Below are 23,058 nucleotides of genomic sequence, written 5' to 3' on the forward strand. Positions count from 1 at the left end.
CCAAGCCTTTCTAGTTTACTTTGCCTTCGCGGCTTTTTCAGCTCTTTCCCAAAGCTTTAAATACGGATATGGATTAAAGGACCATTCAGTGCGGCCGTTTTCTTTATACATCCCATAATGAAGATGAGGAGGGAATTTTCCAGATGTACCGGGGGGACCATATCCAGAGCTGCCAACACCTCCAAGGAGAGTGCCTGGTTCAACTAATTGACCAACCTCAATCCCTTTTGCAAATCCATTTAGATGTGCAAAATAATGATAGGTGTTATTGATATCACGAATGCCAATTCTCCACCCGCCAAATTTATTCCACCCCTTTAGCTCTATAATTCCATAACAGGTGGATCTTACGGGTACACCATAGCCTGCAAAAATATCTGTACCTTCATGAGAACGACGGCCACCCCAGCCACGGGCAACTCCCCATGTGCTTGTATATGTATAATGGCTGCCAAGTGGAACAGGAAAAGCTTTTTTCTGCAAATCAATGGTTTGATGTTTTTTAAATAATTGAGCATTGCTCATAATAATACTTACTGCTCGATCTCTTTTATAGTATTCCCATATACCGATACGGAAGTTATCTTTATCTACTCCATAGGATAGTAAATATTGATTTATCGCAGCTAATTGATCATATTCATTAAAGGGATCTGCTTTACCATCTTGATCACCATCAATCCCCATGCCACCAAAAAAAGAAATGGTTAAAGGGTTAGTGTCTTTGGTATTTGGATTTGAGATTCCGGTCCACTTATCTGCTGGAATTAGAATACCAAGTGTATTTGGGTCCGATAGGTCTTTTCGAGCCAATCTGATACTTCGTTCATATTGATCAAAAGCAGCTATATAGTACCAAGGGAGTTGGGTGGAGTCTTCTACACGTTTGTACATTTCCATCCGTTTTTTTAATAGTTGCTGCTCATCTTGACTGGCTGATGCTTGCACAGGTATGCAGGGGGAGATATAAGCTGCCAGAATGAATAGAATCAATATACGATAGAACATTTGGAACACTCCTTTACTGTTCGTTAGTATACCGATAAATGAGGATGATTATTTTAGTAGGAAATTGGAAAGTGATTGTAAAATCTGTAAGGTAGCTCATTATAATAACAGTAGGTAAACATGGATAAAGAAAATGGAGGGCTAGAGAAATCCACATCATAAATAAAAAACTTCATGGTTATATGTGGGGAATGATATAATAAGGAAACAAATTACGGAATAAATGAGTAAGAGGTGAACAAATGATTACCATTAATAACACTCAATATGAGATTGTAGAAGAACATGGAGACGGGTTTAATGAAGAGACCTTTAAAAGCCGTTTTAGTGAGATATTGAACCGTTATGACTATATACTTGGGGACTGGGGATATGGACAACTTCGCCTTAAAGGGTTTTTTGATGACCAGAATCAGAAAGCATCCTACGATAATAAAATAAGTACCATCAAAGAATATCTGTATGAATACTGTAACTTTGGCTGTTCGTACTTTATTTTAAAGAAAACTAAAAAGTGAGTGAAAAGCCCCCAATTCTTCGTAATTGAGGGGCTATTATTTTAACCGCTGTGCAGAGTTAAATGACCTCGTCTAAGAATTTTTTCCACTCCAATGCCTCATCACTCGTTATAGAAAAAGCATATTCCAAATAGCCGGGCTCCTCTAAATCGTCTGGTCCAATAATGGCGAAACGGTTCCCTTGCATATCCAACACAAGTGTTTTTCCATAGAAACGATCGGTTCTGGTTAAAGCTAGGTCAATTCTGCTGTTTTCACCCATGAAACTGACAAATCTAGTTTTTGTATCATACGTGTCATCGTAAAGAAAAAATCGCTCGGACATATGGGTTCCTCCATTTTGTTATTATCATTTGATTCTTCTAAATCCTATGGTTTTTATACTGGAGACTTCTAGTCTTATTCTAACATTTTTCAACAAAAAATTTTAAAAAAAGGATATAATAGGAATATACTGAAAGTTTAAGGCTCTAATGTTAAATCCCAACTATGCTTTTGTGAGAGGATTGTGTAATATGGTTCATTCCTATAATGGAGGAACAAAATGGAGTAAGTGGATGTCCATTTTTCTTCTTGATTCGAGACTTCTGTTCTATCCTCCGAAATTTACAATAAGAAACCCAATTGTATCAAGGATAAAAAAAGCATTTGGAAATCAAGGTGAAATTGCAATTGTTGTATTTCATATTAGCAAAATGGATGAATTAAAGGAAATGGCTGGTGAGCAAGCCTATTACTCCTTCTTTCATGATTTAAAAAAAGAATTTGAAATAGCTATTAAAAAATATATTTACAGAACAAATATTATGGGAGTACAAGATTTTAATCAGGATAGCATTGTCTTGTATGTAAGGAGTCCTTTGTGCACACCAGGAACTGACCAGTTGGATAATATAATAGGGAATATACACCAGTCAGTACAGGAATCTGACATATATAGATATTCGCCAATTGAGCTTACAATCGGACGTGGATATATGTACTGTGACCGGACCTATATAAATATTGAAACAACGGTTAATCGGGCCTTTGTTTTAGCTCATTCCATGGCTCGTAATGAGGTGGAGCCAGATTATAATGATATGATTCATCAGCTTACTGGTATTATCCATGATAAATCGATTCGCTTGATGTCACAGGCTATCTTAGAAGTAGAAACGGGTAAGGTTAAAGCATGGGAAATGCTATCAAGAGGACCGTCCGGAACGAAGCTTGAAAATCCGTTAACGTTATTTGCAGTCGCTAAACAAACTGGCAGATTGTTTACTCTTGAAATGATTGTGTTGGAAAAGGTATTTCAACACATCCAAATGACGGATATAGAGGGTGATATCTATATCAATTTTACACCAATAACAATGGGAGAACGTAATTTTCCTGGCCATGTAGAGATGTTATTAAAAAAATATGAGATTGAACCATCCGTGGTAGTGTTTGAAATAACCGAGAGAGATTCGATTGAAGGAGTTCATCTATTAAGATCAAATGTCAGCTATTTACGTTCACTTGGAATTAGAATAGCTATTGATGATACAGGAGCTGGCTATGCAAGTTTGCATATTATAGGAGAAGTATTGCCGGATATCATAAAAATCGATCGTACAGTTATACAAAATATTCATTCAAACCGTGTGAAAGAATCTATGCTTAAGGGTCTGCTGCTCATTGCTAAAGAAACGGGTTCTCTTGTTGTTGCAGAAGGAATAGAAAATGAAGATGAGGCTATGGTGATGGTACGGAATAAGGTAGACCTTGCTCAGGGTTATTTTTATGGGAGACCCCAATTTCTTGAACTTTCATTAGCAACCATTTAAGCTTAAAAATGGATAGTATATGTGGTGAGATTGATGAGGAGGAATACAGGATGTACTTCGTAGATCGAGAAGCAATTGAGGATAAACTGCTTTATTTAGAAACTCAGACAAATCTTCTGAAAAGTAAAGGAGAATGGACTGAGTCGACTATTGAGAAACTGGCATTAGAGCGTATCTTTCAAACCATCATTGATGCCGTTCTGGATGTAGGGAATTCAATGATAGATGGTTTTATTATGAGAGATCCAGGCAGCTATGAAGACATAATCGATATCCTGCTGGATGAAAAAGTGATTGATTCAGCGATGGAGATTGATTTAAAAACATTGCTCCCATACAGGAAAGAACTCGTGCAAGCCTACACAGCTATTCATCACGAGCAACTGCAAAAAGCAGTATATGAAAATTTGAACACTATTCAACAATTCCCTGCATGTATAAGAAGCTATATTGAAACTGAATTAGGTGTCGTAACAGCTTTTAAACCATATGATAAATGATACGTACATAAACGATGAGCCAATATGCTTATCGTTTTTTTAATGATTGTGATAATCGTTTGAGTTAGACATTTTGGGTACTTTTGAATTTTAAATACCCTGATAAAAGAAGGTGCTATGATGGAAATCTGGAACTTAACTGAAAATCCTGTAGGTAATACTTATCAGCAATTATTAGAAGTCTTATGTGATTACTCGGACACATTCTATTTTGTAACACGGAAAGAATTAACTTATAAACAAGAAATACTTGAACAATTTTGCATGGTTCACCTGTACTACACATGAGGAGTTCGGTGGATTTTCCATTCGTTCGGAATTTTATAGGAAGTTAATTGGCCAAATAGAAGGCTTAAAAGTAGAAAAAGAGGATTAAACTACTTGGGTATGTCCTAATTAGCATCAGGAGATAATTAGACGGGCTTCCGCTTTTCGATTGAATGCTACTGTGGTAAAGTAAATGAAGTAAATCTAACACGTCCAGGAGAGAACAATGCGTATGAAAAAGTATAAAGGTTATTTAATTGATTTAGATGGAACAATGTATAAGGGAACAGAACGAATTTTGGAGGCTGTCCATTTTGTGCAGGAACTAAAAAGACAAGAGATTCCTTATTTATTTGTAACGAATAATTCATCACGTACTCCTGAGCAGGTAGCTGAAAAGCTGCGCCAATTTGACATTCCTGCTACAGGGGAACAAGTTTTTACAACAAGTATGGCTACAGCAAATTATATATATGAGAAAAAACAAGATGCATCTGTTTTCATTATTGGGGAAGACGGTATCATTGAAGCCTGTAAAGAAAAAGGATTTACCTTTAAGAATGAAGATGCTGATTTTGTGATTACTGGAATTGATCGTGGAATTACATATGAAAAATTATCGGTTGCCTGTCTTGCAGTCCGTAATGGAGCAACATTCATTTCTACCAATGCTGATATTGCCATTCCAACTGAGAGAGGGCTCTTACCAGGTAATGGATCATTAACTTCTGTTGTTACTGTGTCTACTCAAACGGAGCCTATATTTATCGGGAAGCCTGAATCAATCATTATGGAACAGGCGATGAAGGTGCTGGGTGTCTCTAAAGAAGAGACGTTGATGGTTGGAGATAACTATGATACGGATATTATGGCTGGTATGAATGCTGGGGTTGATACATTGCTTGTTCATACTGGTGTTACGACCAGAGAACATTTAAAAGGCTATGACCGCAAGCCAACTTATACAATTGATTCATTGGATCAATGGACTATTTAATCTAAAAAAAGGCTCACAACTCATGATTAATTCTCGAGTGTGAGCCTTCTTTAATGATTTTACTCCACGTTTTCAATACGGTGTGCCAGCCGGCTAGAGGCAGCAGCTGCGATGGCGCCGACAATATCATCTAGAAAGGTATGACATTCTCCGGTTGATTTATCATTTAATCGCTTCAGGATACCGGGCTTAAGTTTATCTACATATCCATAGTTGGTAAAGCCAATGGAGCCATATACATTAACAATGCTTAATGCAAGAATCTCATCCACGCCATACAAACCTTCATCGACACCAATAATGGATTGTATTGGTTCCTCCAATAAGCCCTTTTCAGCTAACATATCTAATTGAATGCCGGTTAAAATGGCATTTTGAACCTCGCGTTTTGAAAGTACGCGTTCCACGTTGTAAATACAATCTTCCAATTGCAAATCATCATGGTATTTATGCTGGAGATACATAACTAATTCACCGATATCTTTTACCGATACACCGCGATCCATTAGCCATTGTCTTGCAGTCTGTTCCGTTTTATCAATTGATTTATCTTTCATTAAGTGTACACCGACTTCCATTTATAATACGTACAAATAGTGGTTGATGAGCATATTAAAAGGCCTTCTTCCTTATCGGCTAATCATCTATCCTTGCAATCTTTGTAAAATCCATATCGCTTTAATTATGAAATATTCTTCTTTTTATATCTTAGTAAGCATGCTAATAAGAGGTGATTATTTGCTGAATAAAATTTGCAGCCATAAGAAGACACCCATTTAGTATGCGGAGAAGAATTTACTTTGCTTATGGTTCAAATATATTTTTAGAATATTGTGTATAATAGAACGGTAGGGTAAAATTATTTTAATTTTTAATTAATTTAATATTGTAAACGGTTATGTTTATATTTATAATGTCTTCTATACATAAACAAATGTATTTTTGTGGTAGACAAAAAGGGGGAGATAGGGTGAAACCAATTACAATTGGATTACTGGGACTGGGAACTGTCGGAACAGGTGTGGTACAAATCATTCAGAATCACCAGGAAAAACTGATGCATCAGGTTGGTTGCCCGGTAGAGATTAAAAGAATCCTTGTTAAAGATAAATATAAAGATAGAGCAATGGATGTATCATCCGAACTTATAACGACTTCCGCAACAGACATCATCTCTGATCCTGAAATAGATATCGTTATTGAGGTAATAGGCGGTGTGGAAGATACTTACTTGTTGCTGATGCAGGCTTTAAATAATAAAAAACATATAGTAACAGCTAATAAAGATCTGATGGCAGTCTATGGACCGGATTTATTGCGTACTGCTTCAGAGAATGGCTGTGATTTATTTTATGAGGCAAGTGTAGCTGGGGGAATCCCTATTTTACGAAGCTTGGTAGATGGACTTGCATCAGATCATATTACAAAAATAATGGGCATTGTAAATGGTACTACGAATTATATTATGACGAAAATGACCAAGGAAAAAGTCTCTTATCAGGAAGCGTTAAAAGAAGCACAGGATCTTGGCTTTGCTGAAGCAGATCCAACTGCCGATGTAGAAGGCTTAGATGCAGCAAGAAAGATGGCGATTCTGGCAACCTTGGGCTTTTCAATGAATATTGGATTGGAAGATGTGAAGGTACAGGGGATTACAACTGTTTCTGATGCGGACCTAGCGCTCTGCAAAAGGCTTGGATACACTATGAAGCTGCTTGGGTTTGCCAATCGAACCGAAAATAAAGTGGAGGTGAGCGTCCAGCCCACCCTTTTACCGGAGGAACATCCTCTTGCTACCGTAAATGACGAATATAATGCGGTGTATGTATATGGGGAGGCAGTTGGTGAGACCATGTTTTACGGACCTGGAGCCGGCAGTCTGCCAACAGCAACAGCAGTAGTATCGGATCTTGTTGCCATCATGAAAAATATGAGGCTGGATGTAAATGGGCGAAGTGCAGTTATACCTCAATTTGATAAAAAATTAAAAACGAATGAAGAAATTAATAGCAAATTTTTTCTGCGGATTCATGTGAAGGATGAAGTTGGTGTTTTTGCACAGCTAACTGCTATTTTTGCTAACCATGGAATAAGCTTTGAGAAAATCATGCAGCTGCCAATTAAGGTCAACGAATTATCGGAAATTGTACTTGTATCACATAAGGCTCCAGTGGCTAATTTTGAAAACGTATTGCGTGAGCTGGAAACCAATGAAAAAGTTTACTCCATAAAAAGTACGTATCGAGTTGAAGGGGGAGCATAGAATGAGCTGGAATGGGTTACTGCAGGAATTTAAAGAATTTTTACCGGTGAATAACCAGACCCCGAATTTAAGTCTGTTGGAGGGGAATACGCCGTTAATTCGCTGTCATAATCTTTCAAAGGAGTTGGGGATTGATTTATATGTTAAATATGAAGGTGCCAATCCAACAGGCTCCTTTAAAGATCGGGGAATGGTGATGGCAGTAGCAAAAGCCATAGAAGAAGGCAGTGATACGATTATATGTGCTTCAACCGGCAATACATCCGCTGCAGCTGCAGCCTACGCAGCCCGATCCGGGCTACGCTGCATTGTTGTTATTCCTGATGGGAAAATTGCCATGGGTAAGTTAGCTCAGGCAGTTATGTATGGAGCCGAAATCTATGCCATTAAAGGGAACTTCGATCAGGCATTGGCTATGGTCCGCTCCATCAGTGCCAAATTTCCCATCACACTTGTCAATTCGGTGAATCCTTACAGAATTGAAGGGCAAAAAACGGCTGCTTTTGAGATATGTAAACAATTGGGTAAGGCCCCTGATGTGCTCGCAATACCGGTTGGAAATGCCGGTAATATTACAGCGTATTGGAAAGGGTTTAAGGAATATCATGAGCAATGCCAGAGTGGGCTTCCGGAAATGAGAGGCTTCGAAGCGGAAGGTGCGGCTGCGATTGTACATAATCGGGTGTTCGAACAACCAGAAACCATAGCCACTGCGATTCGTATCGGAAATCCGGCCAGTTGGGAATATGCCGTTGAGGCGGTAAAGGAATCAAACGGAAAAATAGATGAAATCAATGATGATGATATTATCAAGGCTTATCAGTTATTAGCCAGAAAAGAAGGAATATTTGCCGAACCAGCTTCCTGTGCTTCCATTGCAGGTATCTATAAACAATTGCAAACAGGAGAAATAAAGAAGGGACAAACAGTTGTCGCAGTATTAACCGGTAACGGGCTTAAAGACCCAAATACGGCTGTGGAGTACAGTCAAATACAACCAACTGTTATTGAAAACGATGAAGAAGAATTGGTAAGATGCTTTGGCGGTGTAGTCTCATCATGAACCAGCCTGACATGTTGCGTATTAAAATACCGGCAAGTACAGCCAATCTGGGACCGGGATTTGACTCAATTGGAATCGCACTGGGCTTGTATTTGACGATAGAAGCAATGCCATCAGATGAATGGATGGTTATTATCAAATCGGATGAATTAAAGAAAACTCCTTCGGATGAAAGTAATTTTATTGTTCGTATGGCTAAGAAAGCTGCAGCCTATTTTGGGGCAGAAATGCCGGTCTGCAGATTGATGGTGAAAAGTGAAATACCGTTGGCAAGAGGTCTGGGCAGCAGTGCGTCAGCAATTGTAGCGGGACTTGAGCTTGCCAATGTCTTTTGTAATCTGAATTTGAGCAAGGAAGAAAAACTAAGATTTGCGAGTTTAGAGGAAGGGCATCCAGATAATGTGGGTGCATCCATTTACGGTGGCATGATTGTCGGCATTCATAATGATTGTGAATCAACCCTTGTATCATTACCGATTGGGGATGTCGGGGCAATTGTAACGATTCCTCCGTTTGAGTTGAACACTGAAAGAGCACGTGAAGTATTGCCAACTCATCTGTCCCATTCTCAAGCTGTTTCTTCAAGTGCTGCAGCGAACATTTTGGTAGCCGCTGCTGCTACAAATGATTGGAAACTGGTTGGAGAGATGATGGAAAGAGATGATTTCCATGAAAAGTATCGAAGTGAGTTAATGCCTCACTATTCTAGAATTAAACGTTTAGCAAAAGAGGAAGGAGCTTATGGCAGTTCAATCAGCGGTGCCGGGCCAACCATTTTTTCTTTAGCTCCTTCACATTCTGTTCCACTTATTTGTGAACGTCTTAAAGGAGAGTTTCCTGAAATGAATATCCTTCATATTCCAATGGTCAATACGGGTTCTATTATACAACTGACGGATTTAAATTAAAAACAGCGATTCCCCTATAATTGGGGAATCGCTGCTATTTGTGTTTTGATCATTAGAAAACTTGTTCAACTTCAACAACGCCTGGAACTTCTTCAAGAAGTGCACGTTCGATGCCAGCTTTCAATGTGATTGTGGAGCTGGGACAGCTTCCGCAAGCCCCTAAAAGACGTAATTTTACAATTCCATCATCCACATCAACTAGCTCACAGTCGCCGCCGTCGCGAAGAAGAAATGGACGTAATTTATCTAGTACTTCCTGAACTTGCCCAAATAATTCTTGTTCTGCCATGGCTATCGACTCCTTTCCTAATCATATTATAATGATTTTACCTTAAAAAAGCTATCTACATTCCTTAGCTTATAGTTAAAATTTGTTTCCTATATTAAATTTATGTATGATGAAAAGAAAAGCGATAAAATAGGGGGAAAACAGGTGACGGTTGCAAATTTATATGTATACGGAGCCACACAAATATGTGCAAGCTGTGTTGGAATGCCATCATCAAAAGAAACATATGAATGGCTGCAGGCTGCCTTATCGAGAAAATTCCCAAGTCACCCATTAACGATCACATACATCGATATTTTTAACCCACCAGAAGATCCGAAAATTAAAGAAATAGCTGAGAAAGTTGCCGAAGGAGAATATTTTTATCCTTTAGTCATCTTGGACGGGAAAGTAGTCGGAGAAGGAAGCCCTCGATTAAAGGTAATAACTGAAGCTTTACGAGATTACGGATATAAAAGTGAATAATTATTTGGATAAAGCTTGCAGCCTACTTTTAGGGTCTGCAAGCTTGTTTTTTAATAATCGATATATTCGAACCATCAACATAGGGTCCTATTATCCATTATGATACTTGTACATCCACAAAACCCCTGACTTTAACAGCCGCGCCATTCTGCCAGTAATAATAGTACGTTCAGACATTAGTCCGAAACCATGTTTTTTACCAAGGGATCCTAGAATTCCCTTCAGTTTAATTGGAGGGAAGGATTCTGGGAGCGGTTCTCCGGCCCATTTTTTAACCAGTACCTGATAAATTTGTTCACCTTGCCCCTCTGCCAATTGCGCACTTGGGGCATGTCCAAGGCTTGCGCAATCTCCAATGACAAATACATCTGGATAGCCTGGGATGGTGTGCTGGACTGTCAGTTTTATTTTGTTACCGCTGTCTTTTTCAACAGGCAGTTCTCTGACTGGCTGTACTGGCTGAATGCCAGCGGTCCAAACAATGGCATCACATGGAATGGAAACGTCACCATTATAAAGCAGGTTAGGTTCTATCTTAGTAATATTACTATTTGGGACTAAGTCTACACGATGTTCATGAAACCAGCTTTCCACATAATTACTAAGTTTTTTAGGAAATGCTGATAAAATATGGTCATTACGGTCAAAAAGCTTAATATTTAAATCCGGGCGTCCTTCAATCAATTCACTAGCTAGTTCAATTCCGCTTAATCCTCCGCCAATGATGGCAACTACTTTACCTGGTCCGAGGTTATTCAGTGCTTGATAGGTACTGCGAGATTTATCAATAGACTGTATGCTATAGGTATATTCTGCGGCTCCAGGCACATTATGATAATTGTCCTCACAGCCCAGGCCGATAATCAGTTCATCATATGTAAGCGGTTCCTGATCTTTTAATAGAACTTTCTTATTTGATAAATCGATAGAGGATACTTCACCGTACTTGTATTGAATTCTTTCGTGCTGAGGAAATGATACACGAATAGTGTGGTCAGAAATGGAACCAGCGGCAAGCGCATAAAATTCAGTTTTTAAACAATGATAAGGAATTCGATCGACCAAAGTAACATGAATATCTGCGGGAAAATGATGATCAGTGAGCTTGTTAAGTATTCTCATACCACCATACCCACCACCGAGGATGACTAAGTTTTTCATAGAAATGACGACTCCTTTGTTGGGATACAATTTTCTAATTTTAAACTATGCTAGAATACTAAATTCAAAGTAGTGCTATAAAAATATTAAATTATTATAATAGATGTCAATATTGTAAAATTCCATACAAAGTATATCGAAAATAGGAAAAAATAACAACTGAATTGTGTATAATTTGTGAAAAGTCACATTATTACTCCGTTTCGGATGTCCTAATTTAAAAACATTTTCTCTATTACATCTCTCGGCAGATGGAGTATAAAAAGGTAACTGATTCACCTTAATTAATTGACTATTATATCATTTTAGAGTAGGATTTTGGTTGTGCTAAGGGGTGACAATAGTATGAAACCAATAATTGAATTTTGTGTCAGTAATCTTGTCAGCGGTTCACAGGCCGCTATGGAGATTTTAGATAAAGATCCTAATTTGGATGTTATTGAATATGGGTGTCTTAGTTATTGTGGAATTTGCTCTGCCAGTATGTATGCCCTTGTAAATGGAGAAGTCGTAACAGGGGACAGTCCGGAAGAACTAGTAGATCATATTTATGAATATCTGGAAGAGAACCCAATGTTTTAATATAATAAAAAGGGAAGAAATAGGCATACTCTGCTTATTTCTTCCCTATTTTTTGTATAAAGAATTACTCATCATCATTGGTATCTTCAGTATAAGGATCTTCCTCATATGGTTTTAAATCGCCAAAGGATGTCATGATACCTTCTTCATCCAATAAATCCTTTAATTGCTCAAGTTCTGCTGTAGGATAGATTTGAACATTTTTCCCTTCAATATCGTTTCCAGCGAAATTTTCAATATCCTCCACATATCCAATATATTCATCGGAATTTAAATAGACCTGATCATAGTGCTCTTTTGGATCATAATAATCAGATGGGGTATCTGAACTCCCCCACTCCGCAACAGCCTGCCAGGAATCTTCTTCATCAAAGCCATTTACTTCTGTCTCATGCTTTTTTTCATATAATGGATGCAGGACCTGTTCTTCTATTGGACGTTCGTGAGAAACGGTTTGCTCAGTACTGTGCTCGATGCAATAAGTGGTAGATGGTATTGCTTGAAGCCGCTCAAAAGGGATGTCTTTACCGCATACTTCACATTTACCATAGGTTCCTTGTTCAATTGCCTGTAAAGCTCTATTTACCTGATTAAGTTCATTCTCAAAATGTTCATTTAAGGCTAGGTCTTTACCACGTTCATATAGCTCAGTGGCGGTATCCGCAGGATGGTTATCATATGTAGAGAGTTCTCCTACATAATTATAAAAATTTTCATCTTCCCCTATGCCAAAATGATTATTCAGGGAAATGTGATGTTCAAGTTCCTTTTTTTCATCTGCTAATTTTGATTGAAGATTGGATTGTTGTTCGGAAGAAAGCATCAAGGAAACTCCTTTCAATTTCGTCTTTCTATTTTCTTTCATTCCGCTGCTGTTTATGTAAAAAATATTAATTAATCTTTTGGATAAAATAATATAGTCATTTAGGTAAAGTGTTATTTAAAAGCGTATATCTTATTCAAAAACGTGCGAACAGCAGCATATTATGGGCAGTTTTAAGGTTGAGAGGACACCGGTTAATGTATATACTAATAAATAGAGGATTTAATTTCCTTCTAACTTTTTATAAGGGGGAAGAATGGTAATGAATAATGATGTCATTATTGTAACAGAAGCAGCAGCTTTTCAAATAAATACGATGATAAAAGAAAGCGGGGAAGATCAGCCATATTTGCGTGTTTCCGTCCATGGTGGAGGGTGCAGCGGTTTATCGTATGGCATGAACTTTGAGCAAAAAAAACAAGATAGTGATATTGAAACCATACAGCATGAAATTCATTTTCTTGTGAATAAAGAGGACGCGCCTATCCTGACTGGAACGCGTATAGACTATAAACAATCGATGCTCGGCGGAGGTTTTACGATTGATAATCCGAATGCCATTGCCACATGTGGTTGTGGGTCTTCATTTCGTACAGCTAAAGTTACGGGTAATCCAGAGCAATGTTAAACTAACAAATCAATACTGATTTAGTTGGAATTCCTTCTTTAAACAGATGCGATCAAAAAGGTATCTATTGAGAAGGAATTTTTTATATGAGACTAAGGCATTTTAAGGTTCCTGCTAAATACAAAAATAACCTCTCCCAATAAGAGCGGGGAGAGGGAGACTAGTTGTTTTTATATTACACTTCAGCCAAGGCTTCCTTAATAGGAAAAGGGCCTTCAATACAATAAAATTTCTTATTAAAAGTCGTATCTATTTCTAATGTATCAACTAAAACCTGTGCAACTTCATTACGTGAAATCATTCCATCATCATCGATAGATTCTGCCGCCAGTATTTTAAATGTGCCATCAGAATCAATCATTTTGCCTGGACGGACAATTGTATACTTTAACCTACTGGATCCAGTTAAATAATTCTCCGTCATCCTTGTTTCCTCCAATAAGGAATAAAGAACACATGGTGCTTCATCCGGTTTGTCAGCATAAACGGAGCTTAGCATGACGAAGCGCTCTATGCCCGCTTTTTCACACTCTCGTATAAAGTGGATAGCTCCGTGCTGTGTTACATGGGAGATCGTATCATGAATACTAGGATTTGTTACATCGACTGCGTAAATAACTGCGTGCATGCCCTCCAATTGGAGAGAATCGGTTATTTCTCCGAACATGGGTTCAGCACCAAGACTTCTAACTAATGAAGCAAGATTTTCATCATGTACTAAACAGTATGCCTGATGAGAAGACTTATTCAAAAGCTCAAGTACTCGCTGGCCTGTGCGATTGTTTGCACCGACTATTAACACATTCATTGTAATCACCTCACTAGTAACTCATACCCGCTTCATAGGGGGCCTGACTCTGGTATTTACTAGTACGTAAGGGAAGAATTTGTATACATACAAAGAGGGAAGGTTGGGTTCTAAAAAAAGAAGGAATTCAGAATGTGTTAGCATAGGAGCTTACATCCTGAATTCCTTTATTTATTCTGCATGGCGCGTCTTGACCAGTTTTAATTCAATAAATCAATCCTTAAACATACTTGTACTGTGAAGGGGCTGGATTCTTGCTTTAGGATCCATATATGCTTTTGCATTGTTAATAGCCGTAGGAGCTTCACCAAATCCACAGGCAATTAGCTTCACTTTCCCATCATATGTGCAAATATCTCCTGCTGCATATATACCAGGTATATTAGTTTCCATTTTGCTATTCACAATGATGGAATTTTTCTCGATATTAAGTCCCCACTCTTTAATAGGTCCAAGTGAAGAAACAAAGCCAAACGTAACTAATACGTCATCAACATCAATCGTTTCTTTATGATCCCCGGTTGCATCATCCAACACGATTTGTTTAATGGATTCCCCATCGCCAACTAATTCAGATGGTATATATGGAGTCTTTATGATTACACTTGAATTTTTAAGATTTTCCACACTATGTTCATGGGCACGGAATTTATCCCGGCGATGAACAAGGGTTACTTCCTCGGCGATAGGCTCAAGCATTAATGCCCAGTCTACTGCAGAGTCCCCTCCGCCACATACGACGACTTTTTTACCGGCAAATTTATTTAAATCATCAACAAAATAATGAAGATTTTTCCCTTCATAATTAGACGCATTTTCAAGTTCAAGGCGCCTTGGCTGGAATGCTCCATTACCGGCTGTGATGATGATCGTGTTTGAATAATGAACTTCCTTATCGGTTGTTACTTTAAAAACGCCATCTGCCTGTTTTTCAACATTCTCGACAGCTTGTTCAAGGCAAATGGTTGGATCGAACTTAGCCATTTGTTCCTTTAGGTTATTAACTAATTCTTGAGCGAGTATTTTGGGAAAACCCGCTACATCATAAATATATTTCTCGGGATAGAGTGCGGATAATTGTCCGCCTAGCTGGGGCAGACTTTCGATGATTTTCACTGAGGCTTGCCTCATACCACCATAGAAAGCAGTGAACAATCCTACAGGTCCTCCACCTATGATCGTTACGTCATATACTTTTTGATCTTCTTTCACTTGATTACCCCCTATATTGTAAATAAATCTTTAATAAATAGTACCATATATCTTGGTATAACGTTCCTCTAAAGGATATGTGTGTATATAAAGATAATAAGAGTAAATATTCAAAAAAGTCAAAGGTAATACCGTTACTTATTTTTTTATCCTTTTTATATCCAGCGCTTGAAAAAATAACCAAAAGAGAATATAGTAATCTATAGCGAAATGTTGATATTTTGTGACATTTTTGACGTGATATACGTGAATGATATCACAAGATGTTTGAATTTTTATATCATATAAAAAAGGTGGACGTGATACTAGTGAAAAAGCCTCAAATTGTTATTCTAGGAGCCGGTTATGGCGGATTGTTATCAGCTAAGCGTTTGCAAAATAAAATTAATGTGAATGAAGCTGAAATTACACTAATTAATAAGCATCGTTATCATTATGAAACAACTTGGCTGCATGAAGCGTCAGCGGGTACCATACATCACAATAAAGTACGTTATGATATTAGCAGTATCATCGATCGTAATAAGGTAGCCATGATTGAAGATACCGTTGTAGAAATAAAAAAAGATGAGAAAGTGATAGTTTGCGAGAATGGTACTGTTTCATATGATTATTTAGTAGTTGCTTTAGGTGCTGAATCTGAAACATTTGGTATTGAAGGATTAAAGGAATATGCATTCAGTATTTCCAGTGTGAATAAAGCACGTCATATTCGTGAACATATTGATTATCAGTTCTCCCAATACCAAACGGATAAAAAGGAAGAAAGACTGACTATTATAGTAGGCGGTGCTGGATTTACAGGTATTGAATTTATTGGAGAGCTTGCTAATCGTATGCCAGCTCTTTGTGAAGAATATGATGTTGATCCTAATAAAGCGCGTATTATTTGTGTAGAAGCAGCACCTACAGCATTGCCAGGCTTTGATCCGGAGCTTGTACAATATGCTGTTGCACGATTGGAGAAAAAAGGTGTTGAGTTTATGATTGGCACACCAGTCAAAGGCTGCACGGAAGAGGGAATTCTTGTCGGAAAAGGCGAAGACGATACAGAATTAATAAAAGCCGGTACAGTTATCTGGGCTGCGGGTGTCAGAGGAAGCAGTATCATTGAAAAGTCAGGTATTGAGGCGATGCGAGGCCGTGTGAAAGTAGAGCCTACTTTGCAGGCGCCCGGTCTTGAAAATGTTTTTGTCATTGGAGATTGTGCGTTAATCATTAATGAAGAGATTAATCGTCCTTACCCACCAACAGCTCAAATTTCTATGCAGCAGGCAGAAGTTTGCTCTGAAAATATTGCTGCCCTTATTCGAGGAGAGAAAATGAAAGATTTCGTATTTGAACCAAAAGGCACTGTATGTTCACTTGGGGATGATGATGCTATTGGAGTCGTTTTTGGCAAAAAATTAAAAGGTACAAAAGCAGCTGCGATGAAAAAAATCATTGATAATCGTGCCTTATACATGATGGGTGGCTTGCCGCTTCTCATGAAAAAGGGTAAATTTAAATTAATCTAATAAAGGTATAATATACTTCGAAAGAAAGCTGTCCGATTATACTCGAGACAGCTTTTTGTATAGATAATTAAAAAAATCTAGGAAAAGGTGCTCATATGTTAGAAAGAAGCAAATATGTCTGGTTAGGTGTAGCAGGATTGGTCGTAACAAAGGATGGCAGATGGCTTGTTGTGAAGAAGTCTTATGGCGGTTTAAAAGGGAAATGGTCATTGCCGGCAGGTTTTGTACAGCCGGGAGAAACAGCAGATGAAGCAGTGGTTAGAGAGATTAAAGAAGAGACGGGGATTGAGACGAAAATCATTGGATTATTTGGTCTTAGAACAGGTGTTATACGTAATGAGATCAGTGATAATATGCTGCTATTTTTATTGGAACCAATTTCCGGAGAGATTTCGATACAAAAAACTGAATTATTGGATGTTGCTTTTATGGACCAGGAGACAATTAAAAAGGATCCGGACAGTTCATTGTTATTGACGGAGTTAAATGATAAGCATGCATCCCTTCATAAGAAACCGCTTGAAGGAATCAATCCTGGGGATGTCTTTCAATACACCGCTTATAAATTATTTATATAATTGATTTCTTGTGTATAAGGGAGAATTTAAAAGGAAATTTACCTTATATACGCTTACATTAAATTACTGAGTCTTTTGGGGTACTTTTCATTTACCAAATTTTCTGTTATATTATCAGAAAATTCAATTAAATTAGGGGGGTGATCATGTTATGAATCAAAAAGCCTATCAGTGCCCGTATTGCTATGGAAAGGGATATTTTCAATTATTGCTTGGAGGATCTGAAACATGCTCATGTTGCGGAGGAAGTGGTAAAACAAAAAACACTAAATAAATGTTATTTTTCAAAAACAACCCAATTGACGAAAATTATTCCATCCTATAAACTTACTTTTGTACGACTAAGGGGGAGTTATAGAGAATGGGCATGTCAATTCCGGTTGTAATTATATCAGTTGTATTGTTCTTTATTCTTTTTTTCGGATTGGGCTTTATTTTAAATATGTTATTTAGAAAGACATGGATTATGGCCGTTATTTATCCTTTGGCAGCATTATATTTTATTAACAGTGTTAAGTTAACGGAGTACTTTGTAAATCCATCTTCTAGCTTTCAATCATTAAAAGAGCATTTATTCAATCTTGCCTCTGCAGATGCAATTATCCTAGCCGCAGGTTTAGCAGGGTCCATTGTTTCAGGTATCGTTATAAGAATACTTCGTACCATGGGATACAGAATGTTTTAACCCTTTTCGAGCAATCGTTAAAGGGTTTTTTTATTTGAAAATGTATAGATAATTCTGAAAAACGAATAGATAATCTGGTATTGGGAAAAATGGTTTGTGTGAAAGGAGAAATCGTCACATGGACCATACTTTTAAATTTATCAGAGCAATTTCACTCGTTTTTTTATTCTTACTGGCTACCGTTGTAACCCTTTCATATTTTACAGGAATTAGTGTTCATGAGTTTCCTGTTTTTCGCCATATACATTCTAAAATAGTAAGGGAAAATCCTAAGCCCAAAGAGCAAATATCGTTATCAAGCTATGACACAACTTCCTCTGTTAAACAAATAAAATCAGCGTCCACGCTGGAAGAAAATGATAATTGGAATAAATACCCGGCTAAAGAAGTGATTGCTACAGGTTATACAGCAGGATACGAGTCAACTGGGAAAAATCCAAACCATCCCAGCTACGGAATCACCTATTCCGGTGTTAGGGTAAAACGTGACTTATATTCAACGATTGCAGCGGACACAAGTGTCTTTCCAATTGGGACCATTCTTTTTATCCCATCCTATGGGTATGGAGTGGTTGCTGATACAGGTTCAGCCATAAAGGGGAATAAAATAGATCTTTATTACGATACCGTGGACGATGTATATCAGAAATGGGGGAAAAAGCAGCTGAAGGTGTATGTAGTCAGTATGGGAACAGGCAAGCTGACTGAACCTGAGCTAAAAGCTTTGAATGAAACAGAGAGCTTGCAAGTATTTAGAAATCAAATTATTAATAACAAGTAGTGAAATATTTTTCTTCCTTTACCGTTCCTCATGGGCGGTTTTTTTATGATTTAAATTCGGTGTTCGCTATATAGCTTTTTTATATACTCCCCAGTTTAATTGCACGATTAATAAGTGGTAATAATACCGATACATGACTTTCCTCTGTAAACTCTCTGAACTGTATGTGAATACCGTATTGATGCAATTGATTAAGTTCTTCGGAAATTTCAGCAGCATTTTTATTCATTCCGCTAAAGTGTAGCTTTTCCAGCTCGCCTACCCCGACCAAAATCTTTATTTGCCGTTGAGATTGCTTTACCTTATGGATGAATGCTTCTTTCTCATTTCTAAAAAACTGTATATCCCAATGAATAGAGGGGCTTCCTGCAATGTATGTATGAAAAGTATCTGGCTCTGAAAAAAGAGTTTGTAAAACAAATAATCCGCCTAGTGAATGGCCAAACAGTGTTTGTTTGTCTATATTGACCGGCAGATGGCGCTCAATTTCAGGTTTAACTTTCTCTTTAATAAATGTAATGAAAGATTCAGCTCCGCCATGAGACGGCCATTCCAAGCCTGCTGGGTGCGGCGGTAAATCCTCTTTTGATATTGCCCTAGTAAAATCATAGACACGGTAAGGAGAGAATGGCTGATCTGTGTGATAACCAATTCCAACAATAATCGCTGGATACACGCCAGTTTTTTCCGGCTTTCTCATCTGCACACGCATTGCATCAACAAAGGTGCCAAATACAGAGTTTGCATCCAACGCATAGATAACCGGGTATCCTTCAGGAGGAGGAACAGTATCCGGCTTGTAAATAAAAATACGATAAAACCGGTCCTGTTTCTGATTGTACATATCTATTTCCCAGGTATTGGGTAAAGAAATATTTTGCTGCCAAGGCAAGCTGTCTTCCATAGAATTTTTTTTGGGTGTCTCTCTCATTTATTGACCTCTTTTCATTTGATTCAAAAGATTATTTGACAAATTAAGAATAAATCATTCAAAAATTTACATAAAATTAATTGAAAATTCCAGTTTGTTAGTATATATTTTATATAATACTTGATAATGATTATCATTTTCAATACTTTCTGCGATAAATATGGGGGTAGGAAAAACAATAGTTAAGTTAGAGTGAAAGCGAGTACATAGAAAAAAGATTAGATGGAGGAAGAGGAAAATGAGTATTAAAAAGAATTTATTAATAGTGGGTTTATCCGCAATGATTTGCCTTGGTTTGGCAGCATGCAATGGTACGGAGACACAAATAAAACAATCCGACAATAAAGTTCAAGCTAATGAAAGTAAGAAATCAGAAGATAAAACTCAAACGATTACATACCTAGATAAAGAATATACGGTTCCTTCTGAAGTGAAAAAGATTGCTACAGCGAGTCTTGAATCCATGGAGGATGCAGCAATTTTAGGAGTTAAGCCTGTAGGCGCTATTACAATTGCCGGAGAACTGCCTGCTTATTTGGCTGAAGATTTGGCTGGTGCCAAGTCGATAGGGGAAAAAACACAGCCAAATTATGAAACGTTACTTGGATTAAAGCCTGATGTAATCCTTTGGACTTCCAAAGCGAAGGAGAATGTTACTGAACAATTAACGAAGGTTGCACCAACATTCCCATACTCCCATATCTCAACAAATTGGGAAGATAACTTAAATTTAATGGCTCATTTGACAGGTAAAGAAACTGAAGCAGATATGATTATTTCTGGTTATAAGAAAGATGCTGAGGAAGCAAAAGAACAATTGGGTGAAACTCTGAAAGGGAAAAAGGCAATGGTCCTTCGTATCCGAGGAGGCAATGTCTATGTGTATCCGGAAAGTATGTACCTTAACCCAGTTCTATACAATGATTTAGGACTTGAGGTACCGGAAGTGGTAAAATCTGCGAAGGCACAGGAAGTTATCTCAATGGAAAAGCTTGCGGAAGTGAATCCGGATTATGTGTTCCTTCAATTCGAAGAAAGTGAAAATGCTGATAAACCGAAAGCATTAGAAGAACTAGAAGCTAATCCAATTTGGAAAAGTATGAATGCTGCTAAAAACGAAAAAGTATTCGTTAATACTGTGGATCCTCTTGCCCAGGGCGGTACGGCATGGAGTAAGACGGCTTTCCTCGAAGCTGCAACCAGCTCTTTGACTGAGTAAGGTTGATGGTGTATGGATAAGAGGAAAATACCTTTACTGATAATATGTGCGGCACCCATTCTTATACTCCTTATCATCCTGTTATCCGTTTTTTATGGAGCCAAAAATATAGATTATATAACGATTTGGAATGCCCTTTTTCATTATGATGCCGGTAATGTAGACCATGCCATTATTATGACATCCCGTTTACCGAGAGCAATAGGCGCACTTCTTGTTGGAGCTTTCCTTGCTATATCAGGTGCACTAATGCAGGGGATGACAAGAAACTATCTTGCATCCCCTTCCATTATGGGGGTGGCAGACGGTTCAGCTTTTATCATTACTGTATCAATGATTTTCCTACCGAATATGACATCTATTGAAATGATTTTGTTGTCAATGGTTGGTTCAGCGCTCGGTGCAGGAATTGTTTATGGATTTGGCTCTATGCTTCCCAATGGTTTATCACCTGTTCGTTTGGCAATTATAGGTACTGTAATTGGGACGTTTCTGAGCAGCCTGTCTCAAGCATTGGCCTCCTATTACCAAGTCTCCCAGAATATTAGTTTTTGGTATAATGCGAGATTGCATCAAATAGATTCAGAGCTCCTTGGACTGGCTGTACCAATTGGAATAGTTGGAATCTTCCTTGCCTTACTAGTTTCCAAATCCGTAACGATTCTTTCTCTTGGTGAGGAAGTTTCAATCAGCCTGGGCCAGCGTACCGGATTAGTCAAAGTAATTTGTATTCTGTCTGTTATTTGTTTAACGGGTACGGCAATTGCATTAGTAGGAAAAGTTGGTTTCGTAGGCTTAATCATTCCGCACATTAGCCGTATGCTTGTCGGCGTTGATTATAAATGGATAATTCCTTGTGCAGGCATACTCGGGGCTGTATTTCTTGGTTTATGTGACGTTTTAAGCAGGTTTATTAATTATCCCTTTGAAACACCGATTGGCGTTGTGACTGCATTGATTGGTGTACCATTCTTCCTCTATTTAATCAGAACAAAAGGAGGAAGAGGCCTTGCATAAAGTTTCAAAACTAAGATATTACATAACATTATGGCTGATTGTACTCGCTATTACAGCAGTCATCGTTTATAGCTTGATGGCCGGAACCTTTCAATTGTCTGTTATCGATGTAATAAAGACATTAGCACGAATAGACGTAAATCCGGAACACGATTTGGTCATCTTTGATTTTAGGTTACCGAGGATTCTGATTGGCTGTCTGGTTGGGATTGGGCTTGGAATAGCCGGTGCTGTGATTCAGGGAGTGACGAAGAATGGCTTGGCCGATCCAGGAATACTTGGTATTAATGCCGGTGCTGGTACGGCTGTAGTTTTATTTATGTTTTTCTTTCATAGCGTCTTTCAAGGAATGACATGGCTCTCCATTATGGCTATGCCCTTATTTGGTCTCGTTGGAGGATTGCTGGCGGCCTTAATTATATTCGCCTTTTCATGGAAAAATGGTTCCCTTGATGTAGAACGACTCATCTTGACTGGAATAGCGATTGGTTCAGCTTTTGGTGCCGTTTCCTTATATTTGTCGCTGAAAATGAAAGCAACTGATTTTGAAATGGCAGTTGTGTGGATCACAGGCAGCATTTATGATGCCAATTGGCTTTACATACTTGCCATGGCCCCCTGGCTGTTTATATGTATACCGATCATTCTAAAAAAGGCCTATATACTTGATTTGCTCCAATTAGAGGATAGTAGCGCTATCAGTTTAGGTATAGCCATTAATAAAGAAAAATCAATCTTACTTCTCAGCAGTATCGGCTTAATAAGCGCTTGTGTATCAGTATCAGGCAGTATTGGATTTATTGGCTTAATGGCGCCGCATATATCGCGCTATCTTGTTGGTGTTAAAAATAGATTTGTTATCCCTGTGAGTGCAGCAATCGGTGCGCTGTTGGTAGTCTCTTCTGATTATATTGCCAAAACAATCATTGCCCCTGCTGAACTGCCAGTTGGTATTATCGTATCCATTATTGGGGTACCATTCTTCTTGTATTTACTCAAAAAGGCGAAAGCATAAAGAGGGGAT

General features: G+C 38.0%; 27 protein-coding genes. 18 read left to right on the plus strand and 9 right to left on the minus strand.

What is annotated here, in order from left to right; genetic code table 11:
* Positions 1-15: 15 nt before the first annotated feature.
* Entirely contained in the window at positions 16-1,008 is a 993-nt protein-coding gene (locus FHY45_RS14510; protein ID WP_066106532.1) for a M23 family metallopeptidase, read from the minus strand.
* A gap of 242 nt (positions 1,009-1,250) precedes the next feature.
* On the opposite strand from FHY45_RS14510, the gene FHY45_RS14515 reads away from it, so the two are divergent.
* Positions 1,251-1,526: a YutD family protein gene (locus FHY45_RS14515; protein WP_066106535.1), complete on the plus strand. Its 276-nt coding sequence runs from the start codon at positions 1,251-1,253 to the stop codon at positions 1,524-1,526.
* A 58-nt stretch (positions 1,527-1,584) separates the two neighbouring features.
* On the opposite strand, the gene FHY45_RS14520 is transcribed toward FHY45_RS14515, so the two are convergent.
* Complete coding sequence (locus tag FHY45_RS14520) at positions 1,585-1,851, minus strand: DUF3055 domain-containing protein (RefSeq protein WP_066106537.1); 267 nt, start codon at positions 1,849-1,851, stop codon at positions 1,585-1,587.
* A 232-nt stretch (positions 1,852-2,083) separates the two neighbouring features.
* On the opposite strand from FHY45_RS14520, the gene FHY45_RS14525 reads away from it, so the two are divergent.
* The 3 genes from FHY45_RS14525 to FHY45_RS14535 all read left to right on the plus strand — a co-directional run bounded on the left by FHY45_RS14525 (position 2,084) and on the right by FHY45_RS14535 (position 5,104).
* On the plus strand, positions 2,084-3,340 hold the full coding sequence (locus FHY45_RS14525; RefSeq protein WP_180349983.1) for an EAL domain-containing protein: 1,257 nt from the start codon (positions 2,084-2,086) through the stop codon (positions 3,338-3,340).
* 50 nt (positions 3,341-3,390) lie between these two features.
* A complete protein-coding gene (locus FHY45_RS14530) occupies positions 3,391-3,840 on the plus strand; it encodes a DUF86 domain-containing protein (protein WP_139892273.1) in 450 nt (149 codons plus the stop codon).
* Positions 3,841-4,339: 499 nt separating this feature from the next.
* A complete protein-coding gene (locus FHY45_RS14535) occupies positions 4,340-5,104 on the plus strand; it encodes a TIGR01457 family HAD-type hydrolase (RefSeq protein ID WP_066106910.1) in 765 nt (254 codons plus the stop codon).
* A 59-nt stretch (positions 5,105-5,163) separates the two neighbouring features.
* Here the strand turns inward: FHY45_RS14535 and FHY45_RS14540 are convergent, their stop codons facing one another.
* Complete coding sequence (locus FHY45_RS14540; RefSeq protein WP_066106546.1) at positions 5,164-5,661, minus strand: phosphatidylglycerophosphatase A family protein; 498 nt, start codon at positions 5,659-5,661, stop codon at positions 5,164-5,166.
* Positions 5,662-6,074: 413 nt separating this feature from the next.
* Here FHY45_RS14540 and FHY45_RS14545 point away from each other — a divergent pair, with 413 nt between their 5' ends.
* Genes FHY45_RS14545 through thrB form a run of 3 tightly spaced genes read left to right on the plus strand, consistent with a single transcriptional unit; the run spans position 6,075 to position 9,338 of the window.
* Positions 6,075-7,367, plus strand: coding sequence for a homoserine dehydrogenase (locus FHY45_RS14545; protein ID WP_180349984.1), 1,293 nt, complete (start codon positions 6,075-6,077; stop codon positions 7,365-7,367).
* Position 7,368: 1 nt separating this feature from the next.
* On the plus strand, positions 7,369-8,430 hold the full coding sequence (gene thrC, locus FHY45_RS14550; protein WP_066106550.1) for a threonine synthase: 1,062 nt from the start codon (positions 7,369-7,371) through the stop codon (positions 8,428-8,430).
* Entirely contained in the window at positions 8,427-9,338 is a 912-nt protein-coding gene (thrB, locus tag FHY45_RS14555) for a homoserine kinase (RefSeq protein WP_066106554.1), read from the plus strand. The genes thrC and thrB overlap by 4 nt, the downstream gene beginning before the upstream one ends.
* Positions 9,339-9,390: 52 nt before the next feature.
* On the opposite strand, the gene FHY45_RS14560 is transcribed toward thrB, so the two are convergent.
* Positions 9,391-9,627 (minus strand): NifU family protein, encoded by a 237-nt coding sequence (locus FHY45_RS14560; protein WP_066106557.1) that lies wholly within the window; start codon positions 9,625-9,627, stop codon positions 9,391-9,393.
* A gap of 102 nt (positions 9,628-9,729) precedes the next feature.
* On the opposite strand from FHY45_RS14560, the gene FHY45_RS14565 reads away from it, so the two are divergent.
* Entirely contained in the window at positions 9,730-10,092 is a 363-nt protein-coding gene (locus FHY45_RS14565) for a YuzD family protein (protein ID WP_139892277.1), read from the plus strand.
* A gap of 90 nt (positions 10,093-10,182) precedes the next feature.
* Here the strand turns inward: FHY45_RS14565 and FHY45_RS14570 are convergent, their stop codons facing one another.
* Positions 10,183-11,253 (minus strand): NAD(P)/FAD-dependent oxidoreductase, encoded by a 1,071-nt coding sequence (locus FHY45_RS14570; protein ID WP_066106563.1) that lies wholly within the window; start codon positions 11,251-11,253, stop codon positions 10,183-10,185.
* 345 nt (positions 11,254-11,598) lie between these two features.
* Between FHY45_RS14570 and FHY45_RS14575 the strand changes: the two genes are divergently transcribed.
* On the plus strand, positions 11,599-11,835 hold the full coding sequence (locus tag FHY45_RS14575; protein ID WP_066106566.1) for a YuzB family protein: 237 nt from the start codon (positions 11,599-11,601) through the stop codon (positions 11,833-11,835).
* A 64-nt stretch (positions 11,836-11,899) separates the two neighbouring features.
* On the opposite strand, the gene FHY45_RS14580 is transcribed toward FHY45_RS14575, so the two are convergent.
* Positions 11,900-12,658 carry a TraR/DksA C4-type zinc finger protein gene (locus FHY45_RS14580; protein WP_066106567.1) on the minus strand — a complete coding sequence of 253 codons (759 nt, stop codon included), beginning with the start codon at positions 12,656-12,658 and terminating at the stop codon, positions 11,900-11,902.
* A 262-nt stretch (positions 12,659-12,920) separates the two neighbouring features.
* Here FHY45_RS14580 and FHY45_RS14585 point away from each other — a divergent pair, with 262 nt between their 5' ends.
* The gene (locus FHY45_RS14585; RefSeq protein ID WP_066106916.1) at positions 12,921-13,286 is read left to right on the plus strand and encodes a HesB/IscA family protein; all 366 of its coding nucleotides are present in this window, start codon (positions 12,921-12,923) and stop codon (positions 13,284-13,286) included.
* A 175-nt stretch (positions 13,287-13,461) separates the two neighbouring features.
* On the opposite strand, the gene FHY45_RS14590 is transcribed toward FHY45_RS14585, so the two are convergent.
* A complete protein-coding gene (locus FHY45_RS14590; RefSeq protein WP_066106570.1) occupies positions 13,462-14,094 on the minus strand; it encodes an NAD(P)H-binding protein in 633 nt (210 codons plus the stop codon).
* A 213-nt stretch (positions 14,095-14,307) separates the two neighbouring features.
* On the minus strand, positions 14,308-15,306 hold the full coding sequence (locus tag FHY45_RS14595; RefSeq protein ID WP_066106573.1) for an NAD(P)/FAD-dependent oxidoreductase: 999 nt from the start codon (positions 15,304-15,306) through the stop codon (positions 14,308-14,310).
* Positions 15,307-15,605: 299 nt separating this feature from the next.
* Between FHY45_RS14595 and FHY45_RS14600 the strand changes: the two genes are divergently transcribed.
* The 5 genes from FHY45_RS14600 to FHY45_RS14615 all read left to right on the plus strand — a co-directional run bounded on the left by FHY45_RS14600 (position 15,606) and on the right by FHY45_RS14615 (position 18,867).
* On the plus strand, positions 15,606-16,823 hold the full coding sequence (locus FHY45_RS14600; RefSeq protein WP_257469124.1) for an NAD(P)/FAD-dependent oxidoreductase: 1,218 nt from the start codon (positions 15,606-15,608) through the stop codon (positions 16,821-16,823).
* 95 nt (positions 16,824-16,918) lie between these two features.
* Positions 16,919-17,401, plus strand: a complete 483-nt coding sequence (locus tag FHY45_RS14605) for an NUDIX hydrolase (protein WP_139892281.1) — start codon at positions 16,919-16,921, stop codon at positions 17,399-17,401.
* Between the two features lie 151 nt (positions 17,402-17,552).
* Positions 17,553-17,675: a YuiA family protein gene (locus FHY45_RS20610; RefSeq protein WP_175354293.1), complete on the plus strand. Its 123-nt coding sequence runs from the start codon at positions 17,553-17,555 to the stop codon at positions 17,673-17,675.
* 87 nt (positions 17,676-17,762) lie between these two features.
* On the plus strand, positions 17,763-18,086 hold the full coding sequence (locus FHY45_RS14610; RefSeq protein ID WP_066106581.1) for a YuiB family protein: 324 nt from the start codon (positions 17,763-17,765) through the stop codon (positions 18,084-18,086).
* 118 nt (positions 18,087-18,204) lie between these two features.
* A complete protein-coding gene (locus FHY45_RS14615) occupies positions 18,205-18,867 on the plus strand; it encodes a 3D domain-containing protein (protein WP_139892282.1) in 663 nt (220 codons plus the stop codon).
* A gap of 79 nt (positions 18,868-18,946) precedes the next feature.
* Here the strand turns inward: FHY45_RS14615 and FHY45_RS14620 are convergent, their stop codons facing one another.
* The gene (locus tag FHY45_RS14620) at positions 18,947-19,798 is read right to left on the minus strand and encodes an alpha/beta hydrolase (RefSeq protein ID WP_139892284.1); all 852 of its coding nucleotides are present in this window, start codon (positions 19,796-19,798) and stop codon (positions 18,947-18,949) included.
* 244 nt (positions 19,799-20,042) lie between these two features.
* On the opposite strand from FHY45_RS14620, the gene FHY45_RS14625 reads away from it, so the two are divergent.
* The 3 genes from FHY45_RS14625 to FHY45_RS14635 are packed head-to-tail and all read left to right on the plus strand — an operon-like array spanning position 20,043 to position 23,049.
* Positions 20,043-21,017 (plus strand): iron-hydroxamate ABC transporter substrate-binding protein, encoded by a 975-nt coding sequence (locus tag FHY45_RS14625; RefSeq protein WP_139892357.1) that lies wholly within the window; start codon positions 20,043-20,045, stop codon positions 21,015-21,017.
* 12 nt (positions 21,018-21,029) lie between these two features.
* On the plus strand, positions 21,030-22,034 hold the full coding sequence (locus FHY45_RS14630; RefSeq protein WP_139892286.1) for a FecCD family ABC transporter permease: 1,005 nt from the start codon (positions 21,030-21,032) through the stop codon (positions 22,032-22,034).
* Positions 22,027-23,049, plus strand: a complete 1,023-nt coding sequence (locus FHY45_RS14635; RefSeq protein WP_180349986.1) for a FecCD family ABC transporter permease — start codon at positions 22,027-22,029, stop codon at positions 23,047-23,049. The genes FHY45_RS14630 and FHY45_RS14635 overlap by 8 nt, the downstream gene beginning before the upstream one ends.
* The last annotated feature ends 9 nt before the right edge of the window (positions 23,050-23,058 follow it).

The sequence above is a fragment of the Bacillus sp. D386 genome (assembly GCF_006346415.1).

Coding starts and splice junctions, on each gene's coding strand:
- FHY45_RS14630 (WP_139892286.1), top strand. CDS start 21,030: ATGGATAAGAGGAAAATACCTTTACTGATAATATGTGCGGCACCCATT.
- thrB (WP_066106554.1), top strand. CDS start 8,427: ATGAACCAGCCTGACATGTTGCGTATTAAAATACCGGCAAGTACAGCC.
- FHY45_RS14590 (WP_066106570.1), bottom strand. CDS start 14,094: ATGAATGTGTTAATAGTCGGTGCAAACAATCGCACAGGCCAGCGAGTA.
- FHY45_RS14620 (WP_139892284.1), bottom strand. CDS start 19,798: ATGAGAGAGACACCCAAAAAAAATTCTATGGAAGACAGCTTGCCTTGG.
- FHY45_RS14525 (WP_180349983.1), top strand. CDS start 2,084: ATGTCCATTTTTCTTCTTGATTCGAGACTTCTGTTCTATCCTCCGAAA.
- FHY45_RS14535 (WP_066106910.1), top strand. CDS start 4,340: ATGAAAAAGTATAAAGGTTATTTAATTGATTTAGATGGAACAATGTAT.
- FHY45_RS14580 (WP_066106567.1), bottom strand. CDS start 12,658: ATGCTTTCTTCCGAACAACAATCCAATCTTCAATCAAAATTAGCAGAT.
- FHY45_RS14515 (WP_066106535.1), top strand. CDS start 1,251: ATGATTACCATTAATAACACTCAATATGAGATTGTAGAAGAACATGGA.
- thrC (WP_066106550.1), top strand. CDS start 7,369: ATGAGCTGGAATGGGTTACTGCAGGAATTTAAAGAATTTTTACCGGTG.
- FHY45_RS14540 (WP_066106546.1), bottom strand. CDS start 5,661: ATGAAAGATAAATCAATTGATAAAACGGAACAGACTGCAAGACAATGG.
- FHY45_RS20610 (WP_175354293.1), top strand. CDS start 17,553: ATGAATCAAAAAGCCTATCAGTGCCCGTATTGCTATGGAAAGGGATAT.
- FHY45_RS14560 (WP_066106557.1), bottom strand. CDS start 9,627: ATGGCAGAACAAGAATTATTTGGGCAAGTTCAGGAAGTACTAGATAAA.
- FHY45_RS14565 (WP_139892277.1), top strand. CDS start 9,730: ATGTATGATGAAAAGAAAAGCGATAAAATAGGGGGAAAACAGGTGACG.
- FHY45_RS14585 (WP_066106916.1), top strand. CDS start 12,921: ATGAATAATGATGTCATTATTGTAACAGAAGCAGCAGCTTTTCAAATA.
- FHY45_RS14570 (WP_066106563.1), bottom strand. CDS start 11,253: ATGAAAAACTTAGTCATCCTCGGTGGTGGGTATGGTGGTATGAGAATA.
- FHY45_RS14530 (WP_139892273.1), top strand. CDS start 3,391: ATGTACTTCGTAGATCGAGAAGCAATTGAGGATAAACTGCTTTATTTA.
- FHY45_RS14605 (WP_139892281.1), top strand. CDS start 16,919: ATGTTAGAAAGAAGCAAATATGTCTGGTTAGGTGTAGCAGGATTGGTC.
- FHY45_RS14575 (WP_066106566.1), top strand. CDS start 11,599: ATGAAACCAATAATTGAATTTTGTGTCAGTAATCTTGTCAGCGGTTCA.
- FHY45_RS14510 (WP_066106532.1), bottom strand. CDS start 1,008: ATGTTCTATCGTATATTGATTCTATTCATTCTGGCAGCTTATATCTCC.
- FHY45_RS14615 (WP_139892282.1), top strand. CDS start 18,205: ATGGACCATACTTTTAAATTTATCAGAGCAATTTCACTCGTTTTTTTA.
- FHY45_RS14610 (WP_066106581.1), top strand. CDS start 17,763: ATGGGCATGTCAATTCCGGTTGTAATTATATCAGTTGTATTGTTCTTT.
- FHY45_RS14520 (WP_066106537.1), bottom strand. CDS start 1,851: ATGTCCGAGCGATTTTTTCTTTACGATGACACGTATGATACAAAAACT.